At 62.3% G+C, this 13,480-nt stretch carries 13 protein-coding genes, 1 tRNA gene, 1 pseudogene and 1 CRISPR repeat array; of the genes and pseudogenes, 9 read left to right on the forward strand and 6 right to left on the reverse strand.

Annotation, left to right across the window (positions count from 1 at the left end; all coding sequences use genetic code 11):
- Positions 1-33 precede the first annotated feature (33 nt).
- Both BM076_RS04715 and BM076_RS04720 read left to right on the forward strand, forming a co-directional pair.
- Positions 34-822, forward strand: a complete 789-nt coding sequence (locus tag BM076_RS04715) for a GntR family transcriptional regulator (RefSeq protein WP_093712041.1) — start codon at positions 34-36, stop codon at positions 820-822.
- Complete coding sequence (locus tag BM076_RS04720; RefSeq protein ID WP_093712042.1) at positions 819-1,583, forward strand: glycosyltransferase family 2 protein; 765 nt, start codon at positions 819-821, stop codon at positions 1,581-1,583. Before BM076_RS04715 ends, BM076_RS04720 begins: the two co-directional genes overlap by 4 nt.
- 635 nt (positions 1,584-2,218) lie before the next feature.
- Here BM076_RS04720 and BM076_RS35945 read toward each other — a convergent pair.
- Positions 2,219-2,665 carry a hypothetical protein gene (locus BM076_RS35945; protein ID WP_143120517.1) on the reverse strand — a complete coding sequence of 149 codons (447 nt, stop codon included), beginning with the start codon at positions 2,663-2,665 and terminating at the stop codon, positions 2,219-2,221.
- Positions 2,666-2,775: 110 nt separating this feature from the next.
- On the reverse strand, positions 2,776-3,531 hold the full coding sequence (locus tag BM076_RS04725) for a GntR family transcriptional regulator (RefSeq protein ID WP_093712043.1): 756 nt from the start codon (positions 3,529-3,531) through the stop codon (positions 2,776-2,778).
- A 78-nt stretch (positions 3,532-3,609) separates the two neighbouring features.
- Here BM076_RS04725 and BM076_RS04730 point away from each other — a divergent pair, with 78 nt between their 5' ends.
- The 5 genes from BM076_RS04730 (at position 3,610) to BM076_RS04745 (ending at position 5,845) form a co-directional block, all read left to right on the forward strand.
- Positions 3,610-3,885: a hypothetical protein gene (locus BM076_RS04730; RefSeq protein ID WP_093712044.1), complete on the forward strand. Its 276-nt coding sequence runs from the start codon at positions 3,610-3,612 to the stop codon at positions 3,883-3,885.
- A gap of 98 nt (positions 3,886-3,983) precedes the next feature.
- A complete protein-coding gene (locus BM076_RS35555) occupies positions 3,984-4,184 on the forward strand; it encodes a hypothetical protein (protein ID WP_143120518.1) in 201 nt (66 codons plus the stop codon).
- Entirely contained in the window at positions 4,181-4,900 is a 720-nt protein-coding gene (locus tag BM076_RS04735) for a GntR family transcriptional regulator (RefSeq protein ID WP_107416930.1), read from the forward strand. The genes BM076_RS35555 and BM076_RS04735 overlap by 4 nt, the downstream gene beginning before the upstream one ends.
- Entirely contained in the window at positions 4,897-5,346 is a 450-nt protein-coding gene (locus BM076_RS04740; protein ID WP_093712046.1) for an ATP-binding protein, read from the forward strand. The genes BM076_RS04735 and BM076_RS04740 overlap by 4 nt, the downstream gene beginning before the upstream one ends.
- 13 nt (positions 5,347-5,359) lie before the next feature.
- Positions 5,360-5,845: a DUF6907 domain-containing protein gene (locus BM076_RS04745; protein ID WP_093712047.1), complete on the forward strand. Its 486-nt coding sequence runs from the start codon at positions 5,360-5,362 to the stop codon at positions 5,843-5,845.
- A 59-nt stretch (positions 5,846-5,904) separates the two neighbouring features.
- Here BM076_RS04745 and BM076_RS04750 read toward each other — a convergent pair whose 3' ends face one another.
- On the reverse strand, positions 5,905-6,828 hold the full coding sequence (locus BM076_RS04750; RefSeq protein WP_093712048.1) for an FkbM family methyltransferase: 924 nt from the start codon (positions 6,826-6,828) through the stop codon (positions 5,905-5,907).
- Between the two features lie 153 nt (positions 6,829-6,981).
- Here BM076_RS04750 and BM076_RS04755 point away from each other — a divergent pair, with 153 nt between their 5' ends.
- Positions 6,982-7,542: a hypothetical protein gene (locus BM076_RS04755; RefSeq protein ID WP_093712049.1), complete on the forward strand. Its 561-nt coding sequence runs from the start codon at positions 6,982-6,984 to the stop codon at positions 7,540-7,542.
- An 84-nt stretch (positions 7,543-7,626) separates the two neighbouring features.
- On the opposite strand, the gene BM076_RS04760 is transcribed toward BM076_RS04755, so the two are convergent.
- The 3 genes and pseudogenes from BM076_RS04760 to BM076_RS04765 form a co-directional block, all read right to left on the reverse strand.
- A complete protein-coding gene (locus BM076_RS04760; protein ID WP_245795720.1) occupies positions 7,627-8,595 on the reverse strand; it encodes a hypothetical protein in 969 nt (322 codons plus the stop codon).
- Between the two features lie 30 nt (positions 8,596-8,625).
- Positions 8,626-8,757, reverse strand: a pseudogene (locus tag BM076_RS38275) (DNA methyltransferase); the annotation flags it as partial.
- Positions 8,758-8,799: 42 nt separating this feature from the next.
- A complete protein-coding gene (locus BM076_RS04765) occupies positions 8,800-11,322 on the reverse strand; it encodes an ATP-binding protein (RefSeq protein ID WP_093712244.1) in 2,523 nt (840 codons plus the stop codon).
- A gap of 452 nt (positions 11,323-11,774) precedes the next feature.
- Here BM076_RS04765 and BM076_RS36455 point away from each other — a divergent pair.
- Positions 11,775-11,876, forward strand: a tRNA-Ser gene (locus BM076_RS36455).
- 505 nt (positions 11,877-12,381) lie between these two features.
- A CRISPR array of direct repeats spans positions 12,382-12,654; the repeat unit is 29 nt; unit sequence GTGCTCCCCGCACCCGCGGGGCTGTTCCC.
- Positions 12,655-13,480: the final 826 nt, after the last annotated feature.

A 13,480-nucleotide genomic window follows, 5' to 3' on the forward strand; every position in this document is an offset into this window, starting at 1 on the left:
GGAGCCGCCCTCACGATCAGGACGGTGACCCGCATGGCCAAGGCGTACGAACGCATCGCTGACGACCTGCGCGACCGCATCCGCGCAGGTGACCTGGCCCCCGGCGACCGTCTCCCGGCGGAGACGACCCTCGTGGAGCGGTACGGAAAAAGCCTCCCCACGCTGCGCCAAGCGCTGGGACTCCTCCAAGCCGAGGGCCTGATCGAGAAGCAGCACGGCCGCGGCAACTTCGTCCGCCGGCCCCGCACCCCGGTGAAGCGGTCCAACACCCGCCACCAGTGGGAGAAGTCCCGCGCCCGCGAGCCTGAGCAGCAGCGGAGGAAAACCGGCGCGACGGAGCACGACACCGGCCTCGAAGTGGACGATCTGGTGTTCCACGCGTCCTACGAAGTGGTCGACGCGGGCGAGGAACTGGCGGAGATCTTCGGCGTGCCCGCCGGCACGGCCATGCTCGAACGCACCTACCGCACCCGCTATCAGGCCGAGGCGCACCCCTTCAGCCTGGTCGACTCCTACCTCGTACGCGACGTCGTCGCCGCGAACCCCGATCTCCTGGACGCCACCAACGAACCCTGGCCCGGCGGCACACAGAGCCAACTCCACTCCATCGGGATCGAGTTGGAGCGCATCGAAGAACGCGTCCTCGCCCGTCCGCCGTCCGCCGAAGAGGCCGAGGAACTAGGACTCCCCCCGGGCACCTCGCTGATCGTCGTCGGCAAGACCTCGTACGACACCGACGGCCGCGTGGTGGAGCACTCCGTCATCCGGTTGCCGGGCGACCGCACCGTCATGTCCTTCGTCACCCCTCTGGAAAGGTGGTGACCGCCGTGGCGGACCGCCGCATCGACGTCATCACGGCCGTCCACGCCCCCGCCGCCCCGTACCTCGCGGACGCGTACAAGTCCCTCGTCGCCCAGGAACTCCCCGCCGGCTGGGACTGGCACTGGATCATCCAGGAGGACGGCCAGGGCGACGCCGTCTCCCCCCACGTCCCGGACGACCCCCGCATCACCTTCCACCAGGGCCGCCCCGGCGGCCCCGGCGTCGCCCGCACCATGGCCCTCGCCTACGCCCACGGCCCCTACGTCAAAGTCCTCGACGCCGACGACCAGTTGACCCCGGGCGCCCTCGCCCGCGACCTGGCCCTCCTCGAAGCCGACCCCGCCCTCGGCTGGACCACCTCCCGCGTCCTGGACCTCCTCCCCGACGGCACCACCGCCGGCTTCGACCAAGACCCCGCCGACGGCCCCATCCCCCCCGGCGCCGTCGTCACCCACTGGAAAGCCCACAACTTCCGCGCCCAGGTCCACCCGGCGACCCTCTTCGTCCGCCGCGACCTCCTCCTCGCCCTGGGCGGTTGGATGGCCCTCCCCGCCTCCGAGGACACGGGCCTCCTCCTGGCCCTCAACACGGTCAGCCCCGGCCACTTCACCCGCGAATACGGCCTCCTCTACCGCAAGTGGCCCGGCCAAGCGACGGCCCAATCCCCCCACACCGACGACACCGAACGCGACGCCCGCATGGCCGTCATTGAGGCGAGGGCGCGGGCATTTAGGCGTTATGAGTTGCGCTGCCCACTCTAGCTTCGCGGAAAGAAGCGCCTGATTCGTTCAGTCCTCTTATGGCGAATGGGCCCCAGACCCAGTTGAAGATAGCCAACCGTTGAAATCACGCAGGTCCGATCCGCAGCCCCACAGCTCTCGTAGAGTGACAAGCGTTGCAAAGCAAACCGCTGGCCATGCCCATCCAGTCGGTTTCAGATCGTTGACAACGGAGCAAAGAGCGATGATCATTGAACAGAAACCCACGTAAATGGAGGATTCTCTGAGGATATATGTAACAAATGTGCCGCGCGTTCTTGCGCAAATAGGGCCAGATATTAGGACGAGGGCAGCAAAAAGCAAGATCCCCAATGACGCTCCTGATATCTGCGTTCTGGCCTTGCTTCCACCGGTTGAAGTCACGAAGAGAGCTGTCCAGGCTGCGACAGCTACAGAGCCACCGATGAGACATATCTCCGCCTGGGAGCGCACAGTAGCGAGAAATCTCAGGTGCTCTTCTTCGCTTCCGTCTCCCATTATTTGACCGTAGCCTGCCGAGAATACGCCGCCGATGTCGCCAGTTCCGCATACTTTTATGTTAAAAATAACTATATATGCTGCAAACTGAATGATTCTGGCCGTGAGGATAATTACGACCAGCGCTATGAGAAATTCAGTCACGTGGCATCTCCGAGGCGTCCGGCCTGGCAGGATTTCGTACAGGCACCTGTTATGGAGGGCCTACCATGTCGACATCGGGCGCCTTTGGTTGGTGCGCCGGTCAAGTCGAAGTGGCGCGTCTCCTCCTCGATGAGGGCTAGCGACACTTTGTCGCCGCTCTTCGAGTAGATCTCAGTGAGGGCGTTGCCGATGCGGTAGAAGATGCTTAGAATTTCTGCGTCTTCTCGACCGTCTGGAAAGTCTTTGAAGAAATATTGAATATCATCAAATATTTGACGCAGGCCCCTGGTGTAAAATTTACTATCTTCGTCAAGTGCTCTGACTCGGCTTAGTACCTGTTTCGTTGCTGCGTCCGGAGTCAGTTGCCGCGCTTGAAAGTCTTCAGTCATCGTCGCCTCCGGAATGCCACCTCCTAGTGTAATACCGATCACCTGTCCTCGCATGCGGACCGATGATCAGATGGATCGCAGGTTCCGTGCAAGGAATCACGGCATGGTGGCATGGGAAGGCTCATGGTCTTTGAAACTGATTAGCCATTGGGACTTCTGTTTGTCTATGAATTGACCGGGACCTCGTAGACGATCTCGCACAAGGCGGCAGGCACCACGATGTCCGCCGTCTCGACCGGCTGGCCCTCGTCGCTGTAGTACGTGCGCCTGATGTGGGTGACCAGTGAGCCGCGTTGGATGCCGAGGAGGGTGGCTTCCTCGGTCGTGGCGGCGCGGGGCTCCGGGCGCTCCACTGCGTGGCTGACCGTGATGCCGATTTCTGCCATGCGGCTCACGACGCCGGCGCCCGCGTGCGGGCCGCCTTCTGGGAGGACGACCAGGGTGCCCGCCGTGAGGGCGTACGGCTCCCAACTGGTCGAGAGCTGGACCGGCTTGCTGTCGGCAAGGAATTCATAGGCGGTGCGTACGCCCAAGTCCCCCTCGGCAATGCCGAGTCGAGCCGCGATATCCGCGGGCACCGGCACCTTGGCCTCGGTACGGCTCTCCCACGTCCCTCGCTTGCCGAGCGCGGCCATGTCGGAGCGGAAGGGTGAGCCGCCGGCCTGCTCGCGGTACGTGGCGCGGACGATCCGCACGCGCTCGCGCGGCTCGGCGACGTACGTCCCTGAGCCGGCGCGGCCTTCGAGGATGCCGCGGGAGATCAGCAGCTCCTGAGCGCGGCGGATGACGTTGTCGCCGACGCCGTACTGCGCGGACAGCTCGCCGCGGGAGGGGAGGCGGTCGCCGGGCGTCCATTCCTGGTTGTCGATGCGCTCGCGGAGCACGTCGGCGATGCGGAGATACGGCGGCTGCTCAGGCATATGGACAATCTAGTCCACTAGCTCTAATCTAGTTAACTAGCTTCACTGAGAGTGCTTCCGAGGTGACGGAGATGAGTCGTGCCCGAACCCGAAGCCCGCACCGAAGGCATCCGCGCGGGCCTCGCCGCCGTAGGACTCACCCCGGTCATCAAGCAGTACCGGGACCACACGCGCATCGAAGCGGCGATGCCGACCACCTTTCCCGCCGACGCGTGGGGCGAGCTGCTCGCCCTGCTTGCTGAGGCGGACTGGTTCGGCTTCGCCGACAGCGGTGTACGCGGCCGGTCTTTATGGGCCGCCGTGCGGAAGCACCCGCCCGCATCGCCCGGCGATGGCGAGGGTGACGACATCTGACGCCGCACGGGCACCACCATCAGCCATAGGAGCTGACCAGCGTGTTCAACTACTTCCGCCGCGCAGCCACTTGGATAGCGCGGCGCCCCGCTCGCGCGATGAGACGCCAGGGCCCGCCCGTACGTCTCCCGCAGCCGAGGCGTACGACGCCGACCTTACGAAGTCAGCGGCCCGCACAGCCCGCGTACTTCTGGCCGGCCGACGACCTCCCGCTCGTCCGCCCGTACGTCCTGAGCCCGGCCGAGCTGGCCCGGCTCCAGGGGAGCGAGCCGGCCGAGGAGGTGCTCGCCGCCACATGACCGCCCGCCATCAGCAAGTAGCCGACGACCTCCGGCGCCTCATCGCCTCGGGCGCCCTCGCGATTGGCGAGCGCCTCCCGCCGGAAACCCAACTCGCCGCCCGCTACCGCGTCAGCACGCCGACGCTCCGCGAGGCGCTCGAACTGCTCCGCGCCGAGGGCCTGATCGAGAAGTTCCAGGGCCGAGGCAACTTCGTACGCCGTCCGGTCGAGCGCCTCGCCTACCCGCACGGCGCCGCCAACGGACTGCACATGAACGTCAGTTCAGGCGAGATCACGGCCGGCGTCGACCTCTCCGCCCACCTCGGCACACCGCTCGACACCCTGATCACGGAATACGTGTGCGTGAGCCACCGCGGCGACACCCCGCAGAGCATCGCGCACCTCTACGTACCGAACGGCACCCCGTACACCACCGACGCGACCAGCGATTCCCCTTGGGGCGACGACCTGGTCCTCGCGGCCAGCGAGACGGCGCCCGCGGCGTACAGCACCGACCTGGTCACCGCCCGGTTTCCCACCGCGGCGGAAGCACAGTCGTTGCGGATCTCCACCCGCATGCCCGTCCTCGCCGTGGAGCGGACCTTCATTACCGACGACGGCGAGGTCGTCGCGTACGCCCACCTCGTACTGCCCGGCGATCGTACGGAGGCTACCTTCGTCACCCCGATCGGCACGGCGACCGAGACGACCGAGAAGAAAGCCGAAGCGCGATGAACGCACTGCCGTATCCCGAGAGCGCGACGCCGATCTCGGTACGCCGATGGCCCAACAACCGCAGGTGCGTCGGCCGCGCGCGCCGCGATCTGCGCGAGGTACTGACCGCGTGGGGTCTGGCCGAGCTGACCGACCTGGCGGAACTCGTCCTCTCCGAACTCGTCACCAACGCCGTACGCCACGCCCGCCACCCCCTTGGGCGCGAGATCGAGACCCGGTACGAGCGCGCGGGCGGCGGCGTTCGGATCGAGGTGCACGACGCCAACGACCAGTGGCCGGAGTTGCAGAAGGCGGACGAGGAGGCGGAGGCCGGGCGCGGACTGATGCTGGTCGACGCGATCACCGGGCAACGCTGGGGCGCGAGCAAGCGTGAGGGTGTCGGCAAGCTCGTGTGGGCGCTCGTCACCGCTGACAGCTCCGGCCAGTGGCCGGACCTTGGTGAGTGAGGGAGGCCGTGTCGTGAGCAGCAGTACGACGGAGCCGCGTACGTCCGATGCAGGCGAGCTCGTACGGCAAGACCGTACGTGGACCATCAAGACGACCTGCGGCTGCACCGTCTCGGGCTACCTGCCCGCGTGGGCCGAGGTCGACCCGAGCGAGACGGGCGTCCTCCTGGACGAACTGCCGACGCTCATCGCGGACATGAACCACTGGACGTGCTTCCCCGGTCAGCGCATGGCCGTTGCTCACCGTGGCGTAGAGAGCGAGGACACCGAGGTCTTCCGGACGACCATCGACGCCAACCCGTACGTCGGCGGCCCGCTGCCGCGACTGCCAGTCGCCAACATCCGGATCGTCGGCGACTACTGGCTGCACGGCCTTACCCCGACCGCCCTCGCCGAGGTCGCCACCCAATTACGCGCCCAGGCGGCCTTGTTGGACGACGAGATACGGCCGCAGCTCATCAGCGCTCGCGAGGACTGGCTCACTCAGCAATGGACATGACCGGCGTACGTAGACGAGGCCCGGCACTCCAACTTCCGGAGTGGCGGGCCTCGTTGTGTCTACGGCAGCGTCTCGGCGTCCACGCGCGAAAAGATGAGGTCGCTCTCGTCGGTCACCGGGCCGCGCCACCGTACGGGTACGGCCGCTGGTCCGCGCAGCGCCGAGGGATACGTCGCCGCCGCGTACTCGTTGGCCAGCCGGTAGACGTGGAAGCCAGCACTCTGCATCGTGCCGAGCAATTCCTCGACCGAGTCGCCGAGTTGCTCCATCCGATCCGGGGTGACCTCGACGGTGACCTCGGCGTCCGGTCGCAGCCGTTCGAGCAGCGGCGCCATACCCCGTACGACACTGCCCTCCGCCCCCTCGACGTCGACCTTGATGACGCGCGCCCTCGCGATCTCGTCCTCTTCCAGGACGTCGGGCAGCGGGAACGCCTCGATGTCGAACGTCGACTCCGCCGGGCCGTCCCACGGCACGATGCTGTTCGCGCCCATGTTGGCGGAGCTGGCCAGTATGAAGGTGAGCGTCTGCTGCTTGTCGGAGACGGCGGTGTGGACGGCGCGGATGTTGGTGAGGTCGTTGAGCCGGGCGTTCTGCTCTAGCCGCTCGTTGAACGCCTGCGACGCCTCGATCGCGACGACCCGGCCCTCGGGGCCGACGAGCTGCGCGGCGAGGACACTGAAGTAACCGACGTTCGCGCCGACGTCCACGTACGTGTCGCCAGGCCGTAGCCGCCGCTGGAGCCACTGCGTCATCCGCGGCTCCCACACCCCGAACAGATACAGGTACCGCTGAATGAGATCCTGCGTGTCCACGGCGAAGCGAGCCCCGGTCGCGGTCTCGGTGACGCGGCGGCGCGGCTCGTCCCGCAGCCGCGGATTGAGGTAGCGACCGGCCAGCGGCGCCTTCCCGACGGTGCCCGGAGCATTGCGCACGTACCAGCGGCCGAGCGTGACCAGGGCCTCTGAAGTGGGGTTGCTCATCCGTTCGCCTCTCCGCAGGTCACCACGCGCACGGTAGCACCGCGGCCCGTCGCCGCCTTCGAGCCAGAAACCCGAAGCGCGCCCCCAAGCCTCCGGCACGCCCCTAAAATCCTCAAGACGTCTTATGACTCATGGGGGAGGGCGAGGGACGGCGTGGGCACTTCCGAGCAGCTTTTGACCATCGCAGCCGTCCTGCTCGGCGCGCTCACCACGTACGTCACCAACTACTGGACCGAGCGCCAGCGCATCCGCCGCGAACTCCTCACCCGCTGGGACGACAAGAAGCTCGACGCCTACGAGGGCTACGTCGACCGTGTCCGCGCCGGCGTCTTCCTCGCCGTCGAGCTGTACGAGCACACCGAGGACATCCGCCGCAGCGACGAGCCCGAGTCCGCGCTCCGCGCCCAGCTCACCGAGGCCGCCCACCTCCGCGGCCGTGCCTTCGAGCGCATCATGCTCCTCGCCGGTGACGCCGTCGTAGAGGCCGCCCACAACCTCAACGCCGCAGCCCTCGCCGTCGACTGGCAAGCCACCGGCAAAACCCCCGACGCCCTCACTACCTGGCGCGATCGCAACCGCGCCGTCTTCCGCGCCATCAACGCTTTCCACGAGGTGGCCCGCGAAGACCTCGGCGTCAGCGGCACCCTCACGGGCGACACCCACCCGGACCGCGACCTCTTGCTCCCGCAAGCTCGGCGTGACAACAATGCTTGAGGAGTCTTCCGCAATAACAAGCCGAGGATCGGCAGCCGCGAAGGCGGATAGGCGATTCCTTTGCGGCGAATAAGGGTGTGGTGTCTAGATTTTTCTCATTGTCAATACAACTTCTTTGCGCATGCGAAGATCGAGCGCTGCCCCGGCGGCAGAGGGTGGCGGCAAATACCGCCTGTTAGTAGGAAGCTCTCGTTCTGAAATATCGTGCGTTGCGAACCCCATCTGTTCTGACGCTCGACGAACGACTGATGCGTTGTCTACAAAAGTACCTCGAACTGTCGAGTTTCCGACGACGAGCACTGCAGGCGATTCTGGCCTAAGTACGCGATGAAGCTCAGACGCGACTTCCAACATATCCCTAGCGTACCTATGTAGGATCCCAAGGGTTCTTGGCGAGAGTGAATCAACATCGGTGTCCTGCACTAGCGAGTAAACACCTTTTGGATCTTCTTTGAGCGCCTTTTCAGCTCCGACACTTGAACCTCGAATCTGGCGCAAACTGTCAATTCGATGACCTAGCCATACTAGCGCCATACGATGACCCCGTAGGTAATCAATGGCATTAAGGTAAGGAGGCGAAGTCACGACGAGGTCGATCGACTGTGGGGCGATGAACGACATGCTCCGAGCATCCCCAAGCCTGACATGCGCAGACGAGTCGACTTCACCTTTGAGGCGACGCTCTATCTGCATAGCAGCTTTACAGAATCCCTCTGATACCAGGAAGTCGTTGGTAATTCCCACTCTGTGTGGGCGACTGTGAGAAACATCATGGGCCAATGAGGCCCCGCGCTTCTTAGTGATGATGATTCTACTCAGTGCCAACCTGAGAGGATCAGCAAAACATCCATCCATCTGGTTCAAGACGTAGGCAATTCTTCGAAGTTCTCCACGCTGAGGCTCAGCGAACCAAAACTCGATGAATTTTTTAGTTTCAGGATTATCATCAATCCACGGCAGGTACACCTCATCCGATGCCAACATTTTTGCGGTCTCGACAACTTCTTCCGCAGCCCGAGTCAATCCTGTTACTGAGCCCTGACGGGACCACACGCTAGCCATTAGAACAGCTAGCGGATCCATATCGACACCGATGGCATGATGGCCCGCAGCTAGAGCCGTGCGGAGGACAGTGCCTGAGCCACACATCGGATCCAGCACGTTGCTCCCGGGGCGCTGGTGTTCTAGCGCCCGCAGAGCAAGCTCCGGCGCCATCCGTGCTGGGAAGGGATGTGGTGCAACGAGGTTGCTCACTACTCACGACTCCGGGGTCTCGTCTTCCACGGCAGGCAGACCTAGATCGTCTTGGAGCCGTCTATCAACCTCGGTGATGATACTCTCCGCAGTGTGCGACATGCGAACATCGCCACTCGCTTTGTTGACTTCAATCCAGCGAGTCCCAACTATGGTTTGAACCGCCTGGAGAGCTGCGACCAACCTTTCTGGCTCGTATTGCTTCAACCTTGCGTCGAGCATTCGGACGGCGTGAATATTAGGCTGGCTTAGAGTGTCGCCTTTGCACTCTTCCAGCTTCTTGAGCAGCTTCCTTAGAGGAACAGGGGGTTGACTTTCAGAGAGCTCTTTCTCAAGCTTCTGAAGCCACTCTTCTACTTCCTTTACTGTGAGAGCGCCGTCGAAGAGATCACGTACTTGAGTCAGAGTCACACCGAAGCGGTAATGTAGTTCGACTAGCCGTCGAAGGTGCGCTGTGAGCATGACCGTCATCGGCCGGTCTTCGCGGCCTTGTGAAGTGCGTCGGTTTACGGCGGAGTCGTCACTTTCTTGGCCCGCAAATTTTTTTCCGATAATGAAGCCAAAGTCCGCCGATTCTGTTTTCTTGAAATCCCACAATGCATCGAAGTGGACTTTGTCAACTGAGATGCTACTACCCGCAGTAGTCTTCGCATCGTATACGATGCGAAAATCTTCTAGCTTAGTCTCGCTCTTGCCGAGACGCGCGTCTAGAATACCATCGGCGCCTCCTCTGTTGCCTCCTCGGCGTTCGTACTCGAACCCGAGGACGATGAACGCCTGACCAACGGCCTTCTCTAGGGCATCTTTATCCTGGTCTGCAATAGACAAGTGTCGCAGGACTTCAGCAGCGTCAGGGCCGTAATCGCCGGCAATCTGACGTAGAGCTCTGTCGCGGAGTGAAAATACCTCTGCGGTAGTCTCTGGCGAGATCCCGCCTTCACGAAGAAAGGCGTCGGTGAGAATCTCCGAGGTCGCGAAGAGCGTTACTGGAGTTTGATTTTTTGAGTGAGCGAGCATTTTGGCAATAAATGGATGTTCTTCGTTGATTTGAAGAATTCTCGTCGTTGTGTCGTATTCAACTAGTCGATCGTACGGTCCCATCTTTGTGATTTTCACATCTAGGATCGGTTGTTGCAGTACTCCAAGCGTGAACTCTGCGAACCATGCAGCTCGTTCTTCGTCCGCGAGATGAGTTGGGGCGGAGATGTAGTGAGATGGCTGTTGTTCGTGTGCTATGGCTTGACGAACTGCTGAGAGCAGAGGATCGCCAAGAACGCTTGGGGAAGCCCCATTTAGCAACTGTTCCAGGTCGATGCCGATCAGTTTAGTCCGGTTGTCTGCGTTGAAAGCAGCTCGTGCTTCATTGAATTTAGCACGCAAGTATTCTCGAAGCGCATCTAGTACCGCAGAATCGCGTACCCCTTCACGTGATGAGAGTAGGTGTTCCCTTAGGCCATCAACTTCTGCATCGAGGGAAAAACGAGACCAAGCTGCATGGTTAAGTGCCTCAAGGCCGAACAATTCGTCTTCGAGATTAATAACCCGGCCGCGTACACGAATAAAAAACCCATTACTGCGCCCGTATTGCATGGATTTGCCTGCTTGTAGCGGCTTTTCGTAGAGTGTCGCCTTGCCTGATACTTCTCCTACGAGACCGGGGATCTTGAGGCCCGTTAGTGTAGTCTCCAAGCCCAATTTCTCAGCTACCTTATCTTCGGGTCCACCGATCTTAGAGAAATACAGTATAGTGGCTTCTTCTTTTGCCGAGCGTTGTTCCTCGCTATTCAAATAGATTCGGAAGTTAGAACTCAAGGGAAGTCCGGTGCGTAGGACCCACCCGAGCACACCCGGTTTGAATTTTTCGAAGAGCTTCTTGAAGTCACTTAGCGCAGCCGCAGTCCATGTGTTTGCTGCCTTATCTCCAAAAAGCAATGACCAGGCGTCTGGGTCGCGGACCTCGACCTCTGAGAGGAGTTTACGTGCATCTTCCTCATCGACAATATGTAGATCGACGGCAACTGGAGTTGAATTTCGATCGTTCTGCCTTTTCCCTTCTACTTTCTTGAAATCCATGGATGCATATAGGTATTGACCGTCTCTCTTGCTGATATGTGTCAACCGGCGAGCTAGTACGTATGCGGCAAGTTTCCCAATTCCGAACTGTCCAATAGGTGCCCGTCCGCGAACAGTGCTACCTTCCGTTTTGGTTGATTCGGCGACGCGCCACAAGCGGGCGAATCCCTCAGCGTCCATACCGCAGCCGTCGTCGATAACCCATAGAGAGTCCGTGCCGGAAGGATCATCTGCGAGAGACCTAGGCGTGATTACGCGAACTTGATTTGCGCCGGCGTCAAATCCATTAGAGACCAGTTCTTCGATGGCCTTGTGTGGGCTTTGGTAGAGCCCTTCAGAGAAGAGCCTAATAATCTCGAAGCTGATCTCGACCGGAATTTCCTCGGTCGGACCGCTGTCATCCGACACCTTTTCGGCCAGGCCCCGAGAATCCTCGGTAGATCCAGTCGTCATGGCAACCCCCCAGTCGACGTTAGGTCAGATGGATGAGCGTAGCGACTGCGATGCTCCTAGTCACTAGATTGACACCCACGGCGATCATCTGCATCTCCAGAGTGCCTAGACAGAGCGAATAGAACAAATGTTTGCGTGCAGCGTCTCGGGGAGGGCATTGCCTAGCTGACAAGCGCTTCTGGGGTGATCGGGGTTCGATAGAGTTGTTGCCGGGAGCAACGAGGTGCCCCAGAGCCGCCACGACTCATCTCGGCCGAGCGGGAAGCTCCCGGGCTAGGAGCGAACACGAGCCGTCGGCCCTCGGGCGGCGCCCGGATGCGGACCGTGCCAGCATCAAATTGCTTGTGGAGCACCAGCGCTATATTCCGTTGACGGGCACGTGGCCGCTGGTCGGTCCCGTTCCATGCCGTGGTCAACCTGTGGTCAGTCTCACGCATCTCTGAGGCAACGAGTCAGCAGTTCGCTAGCTCGCGAGCGATACGGCTCCTCGCGGCTGAACGGTCTTGAAAACCGTCGTGGCAGCGATGTCACCGTGGGTTCAAATCCCACAGCCTCCGCGGCAGCGGTGAACGCCCAGGTGGGGCCGGGTCTCGACACAGTCGAACCCCGGCCCCACCTGTTGTGCGTCCCGGGTGTGTGCCGCGGATTCCCACTGTCGACCAGCGCGTGTGGACCAGACGTGGACGAGGGTTCACGGTCCCTCATGAACAAGCACCACCTCGGTCCCTGTCCAGCGCAAGCGCCCGCTTTGGGACTGCGCCTTCGGGCGTCTCCCAACGAGGCCGCAACTGCGCCGTCTTCCGGCTCCATCAATCCGTTCCCGGAGGTCGGTCGACCGCGGGGCCCCGGGAGTCAGCGCCACTGTCGCGGCTTCATCTCACTCCGGCTTCGGCCTGTTGCCTGACGCCGGCTCAGTGCGAGAATGGTGGGGGATAGTGCGTAGTCGTCCGATCATGCGGCGTGCAGGACAGCGGGCGGGGTTGGACTGACCGTGGAGGTAGGGGCAGGTCTCCGAGTAAAATCAGCTCTCGCCTCGCATAAAGCGCCAGGTCATTTACTGTGCTCCCCGCACCCGCGGGGCTGTTCCCAGTCGCGCAGGACACCGACGATCGGTAGATCCGTGCTCCCCGCACCCGCGGGGCTGTTCCCGCCAGCACCGCAAGCAGTGGGGCAAGGACGCCGTGCTCCCCGCACCCGCGGGGCTGTTCCCGCCTTGAATCCGGCCACGGTCCCCATGATGAGGTGCTCCCCGCACCTGCGGGGCTGTTCCCGTCGTGATGCTCCTGGTCGTCGCCGTTGTGCTGTGCTCCCCGCACCCGCGGGGCTGCTCCTCCGGGCTGCCTGGGTGGTTGTCAAAGCCGAGCGGTGGTCGGCTTCGTCGTCGCTCAGAGGCGTACCGGACGTGGCAGGCGGGGCCTAGCTGACAGCAGGGGCGTGATGAATGGAGGAGTTCCAGATTCGATCAGTTCGACCTGCGGGCACTCCTCTCCTCGAAAGGAGAGGACCCCTGGACACAGGGACGCCTTAAGCGAAGGCGGCTAGTGCTCCCCGCACCCGCGGGGCTGTTTCATTTCGCGATATCAGCGAGTCCGTGGAGATGCTGAGTCGATAATGCTCTAGCGTGGCCTCAATGCTTCAAACTGGAGATATGGACGCCTAGGTGATCTTGCTTGGGACTAGGCGATTGCCCATTTGAGTGGACCGCCTCGGTCGGTCGTTTCCCCGCCGTCGAGCGTTGAGTTGAACTCAGCGGACCTACTGTCCTTGCACGACAAGGTCAAGGAAAAGAAGCGGGCCGGAACCTGGCTCCTCTCATGGCGAGAGAGGGTTTCAGCCAGGTCCGACCCCTGGTGTCGCGAATTGAGCGACGCATTAGGTGCTTTGACTCCCTCCCGTGGCCTTGGCTGGTCTCCGTGGTGACCCTCGTGGTTACACCTCAGGGGAGTCCGGTCGGCCAATTGGTCGCGCTGGGTATCGCGGGGGCGTGCATCTTCGTTGTTTTGGCGGAGTCGCAAACCGTGCAGTCGATGCCGCAGGCATAACGCGGAGGTCGTCCAATCGCCCGTTGCACGACGAGGTGCACCCTTGGTTCACGACGGATGATCGTCGGAGCAGGGGTGCGCTTCGCATGATGTACGTGCCCTGTGCTGAAAATTCG

This window comes from Actinacidiphila alni, assembly GCF_900112845.1.
In the GTDB taxonomy this organism is placed as follows: domain Bacteria; phylum Actinomycetota; class Actinomycetes; order Streptomycetales; family Streptomycetaceae; genus Actinacidiphila; species Actinacidiphila alni.

Bases quoted from the DNA above. Each gene is read 5' to 3' on its own strand.
- BM076_RS04740 (WP_093712046.1), top strand. From the start codon at position 4,897: ATGAACGCACTGCCGTATCCCGAGAGCGCGACGCCGATCTCGGTACGC.
- BM076_RS35555 (WP_143120518.1), top strand. From the start codon at position 3,984: ATGAGACGCCAGGGCCCGCCCGTACGTCTCCCGCAGCCGAGGCGTACG.
- BM076_RS04715 (WP_093712041.1), top strand. From the start codon at position 34: ATGGCCAAGGCGTACGAACGCATCGCTGACGACCTGCGCGACCGCATC.
- BM076_RS04765 (WP_093712244.1), bottom strand. From the start codon at position 11,322: ATGACGACTGGATCTACCGAGGATTCTCGGGGCCTGGCCGAAAAGGTG.
- BM076_RS04735 (WP_107416930.1), top strand. From the start codon at position 4,181: ATGACCGCCCGCCATCAGCAAGTAGCCGACGACCTCCGGCGCCTCATC.
- BM076_RS04750 (WP_093712048.1), bottom strand. From the start codon at position 6,828: ATGAGCAACCCCACTTCAGAGGCCCTGGTCACGCTCGGCCGCTGGTAC.
- BM076_RS04725 (WP_093712043.1), bottom strand. From the start codon at position 3,531: ATGCCTGAGCAGCCGCCGTATCTCCGCATCGCCGACGTGCTCCGCGAG.
- BM076_RS35945 (WP_143120517.1), bottom strand. From the start codon at position 2,665: ATGCGAGGACAGGTGATCGGTATTACACTAGGAGGTGGCATTCCGGAG.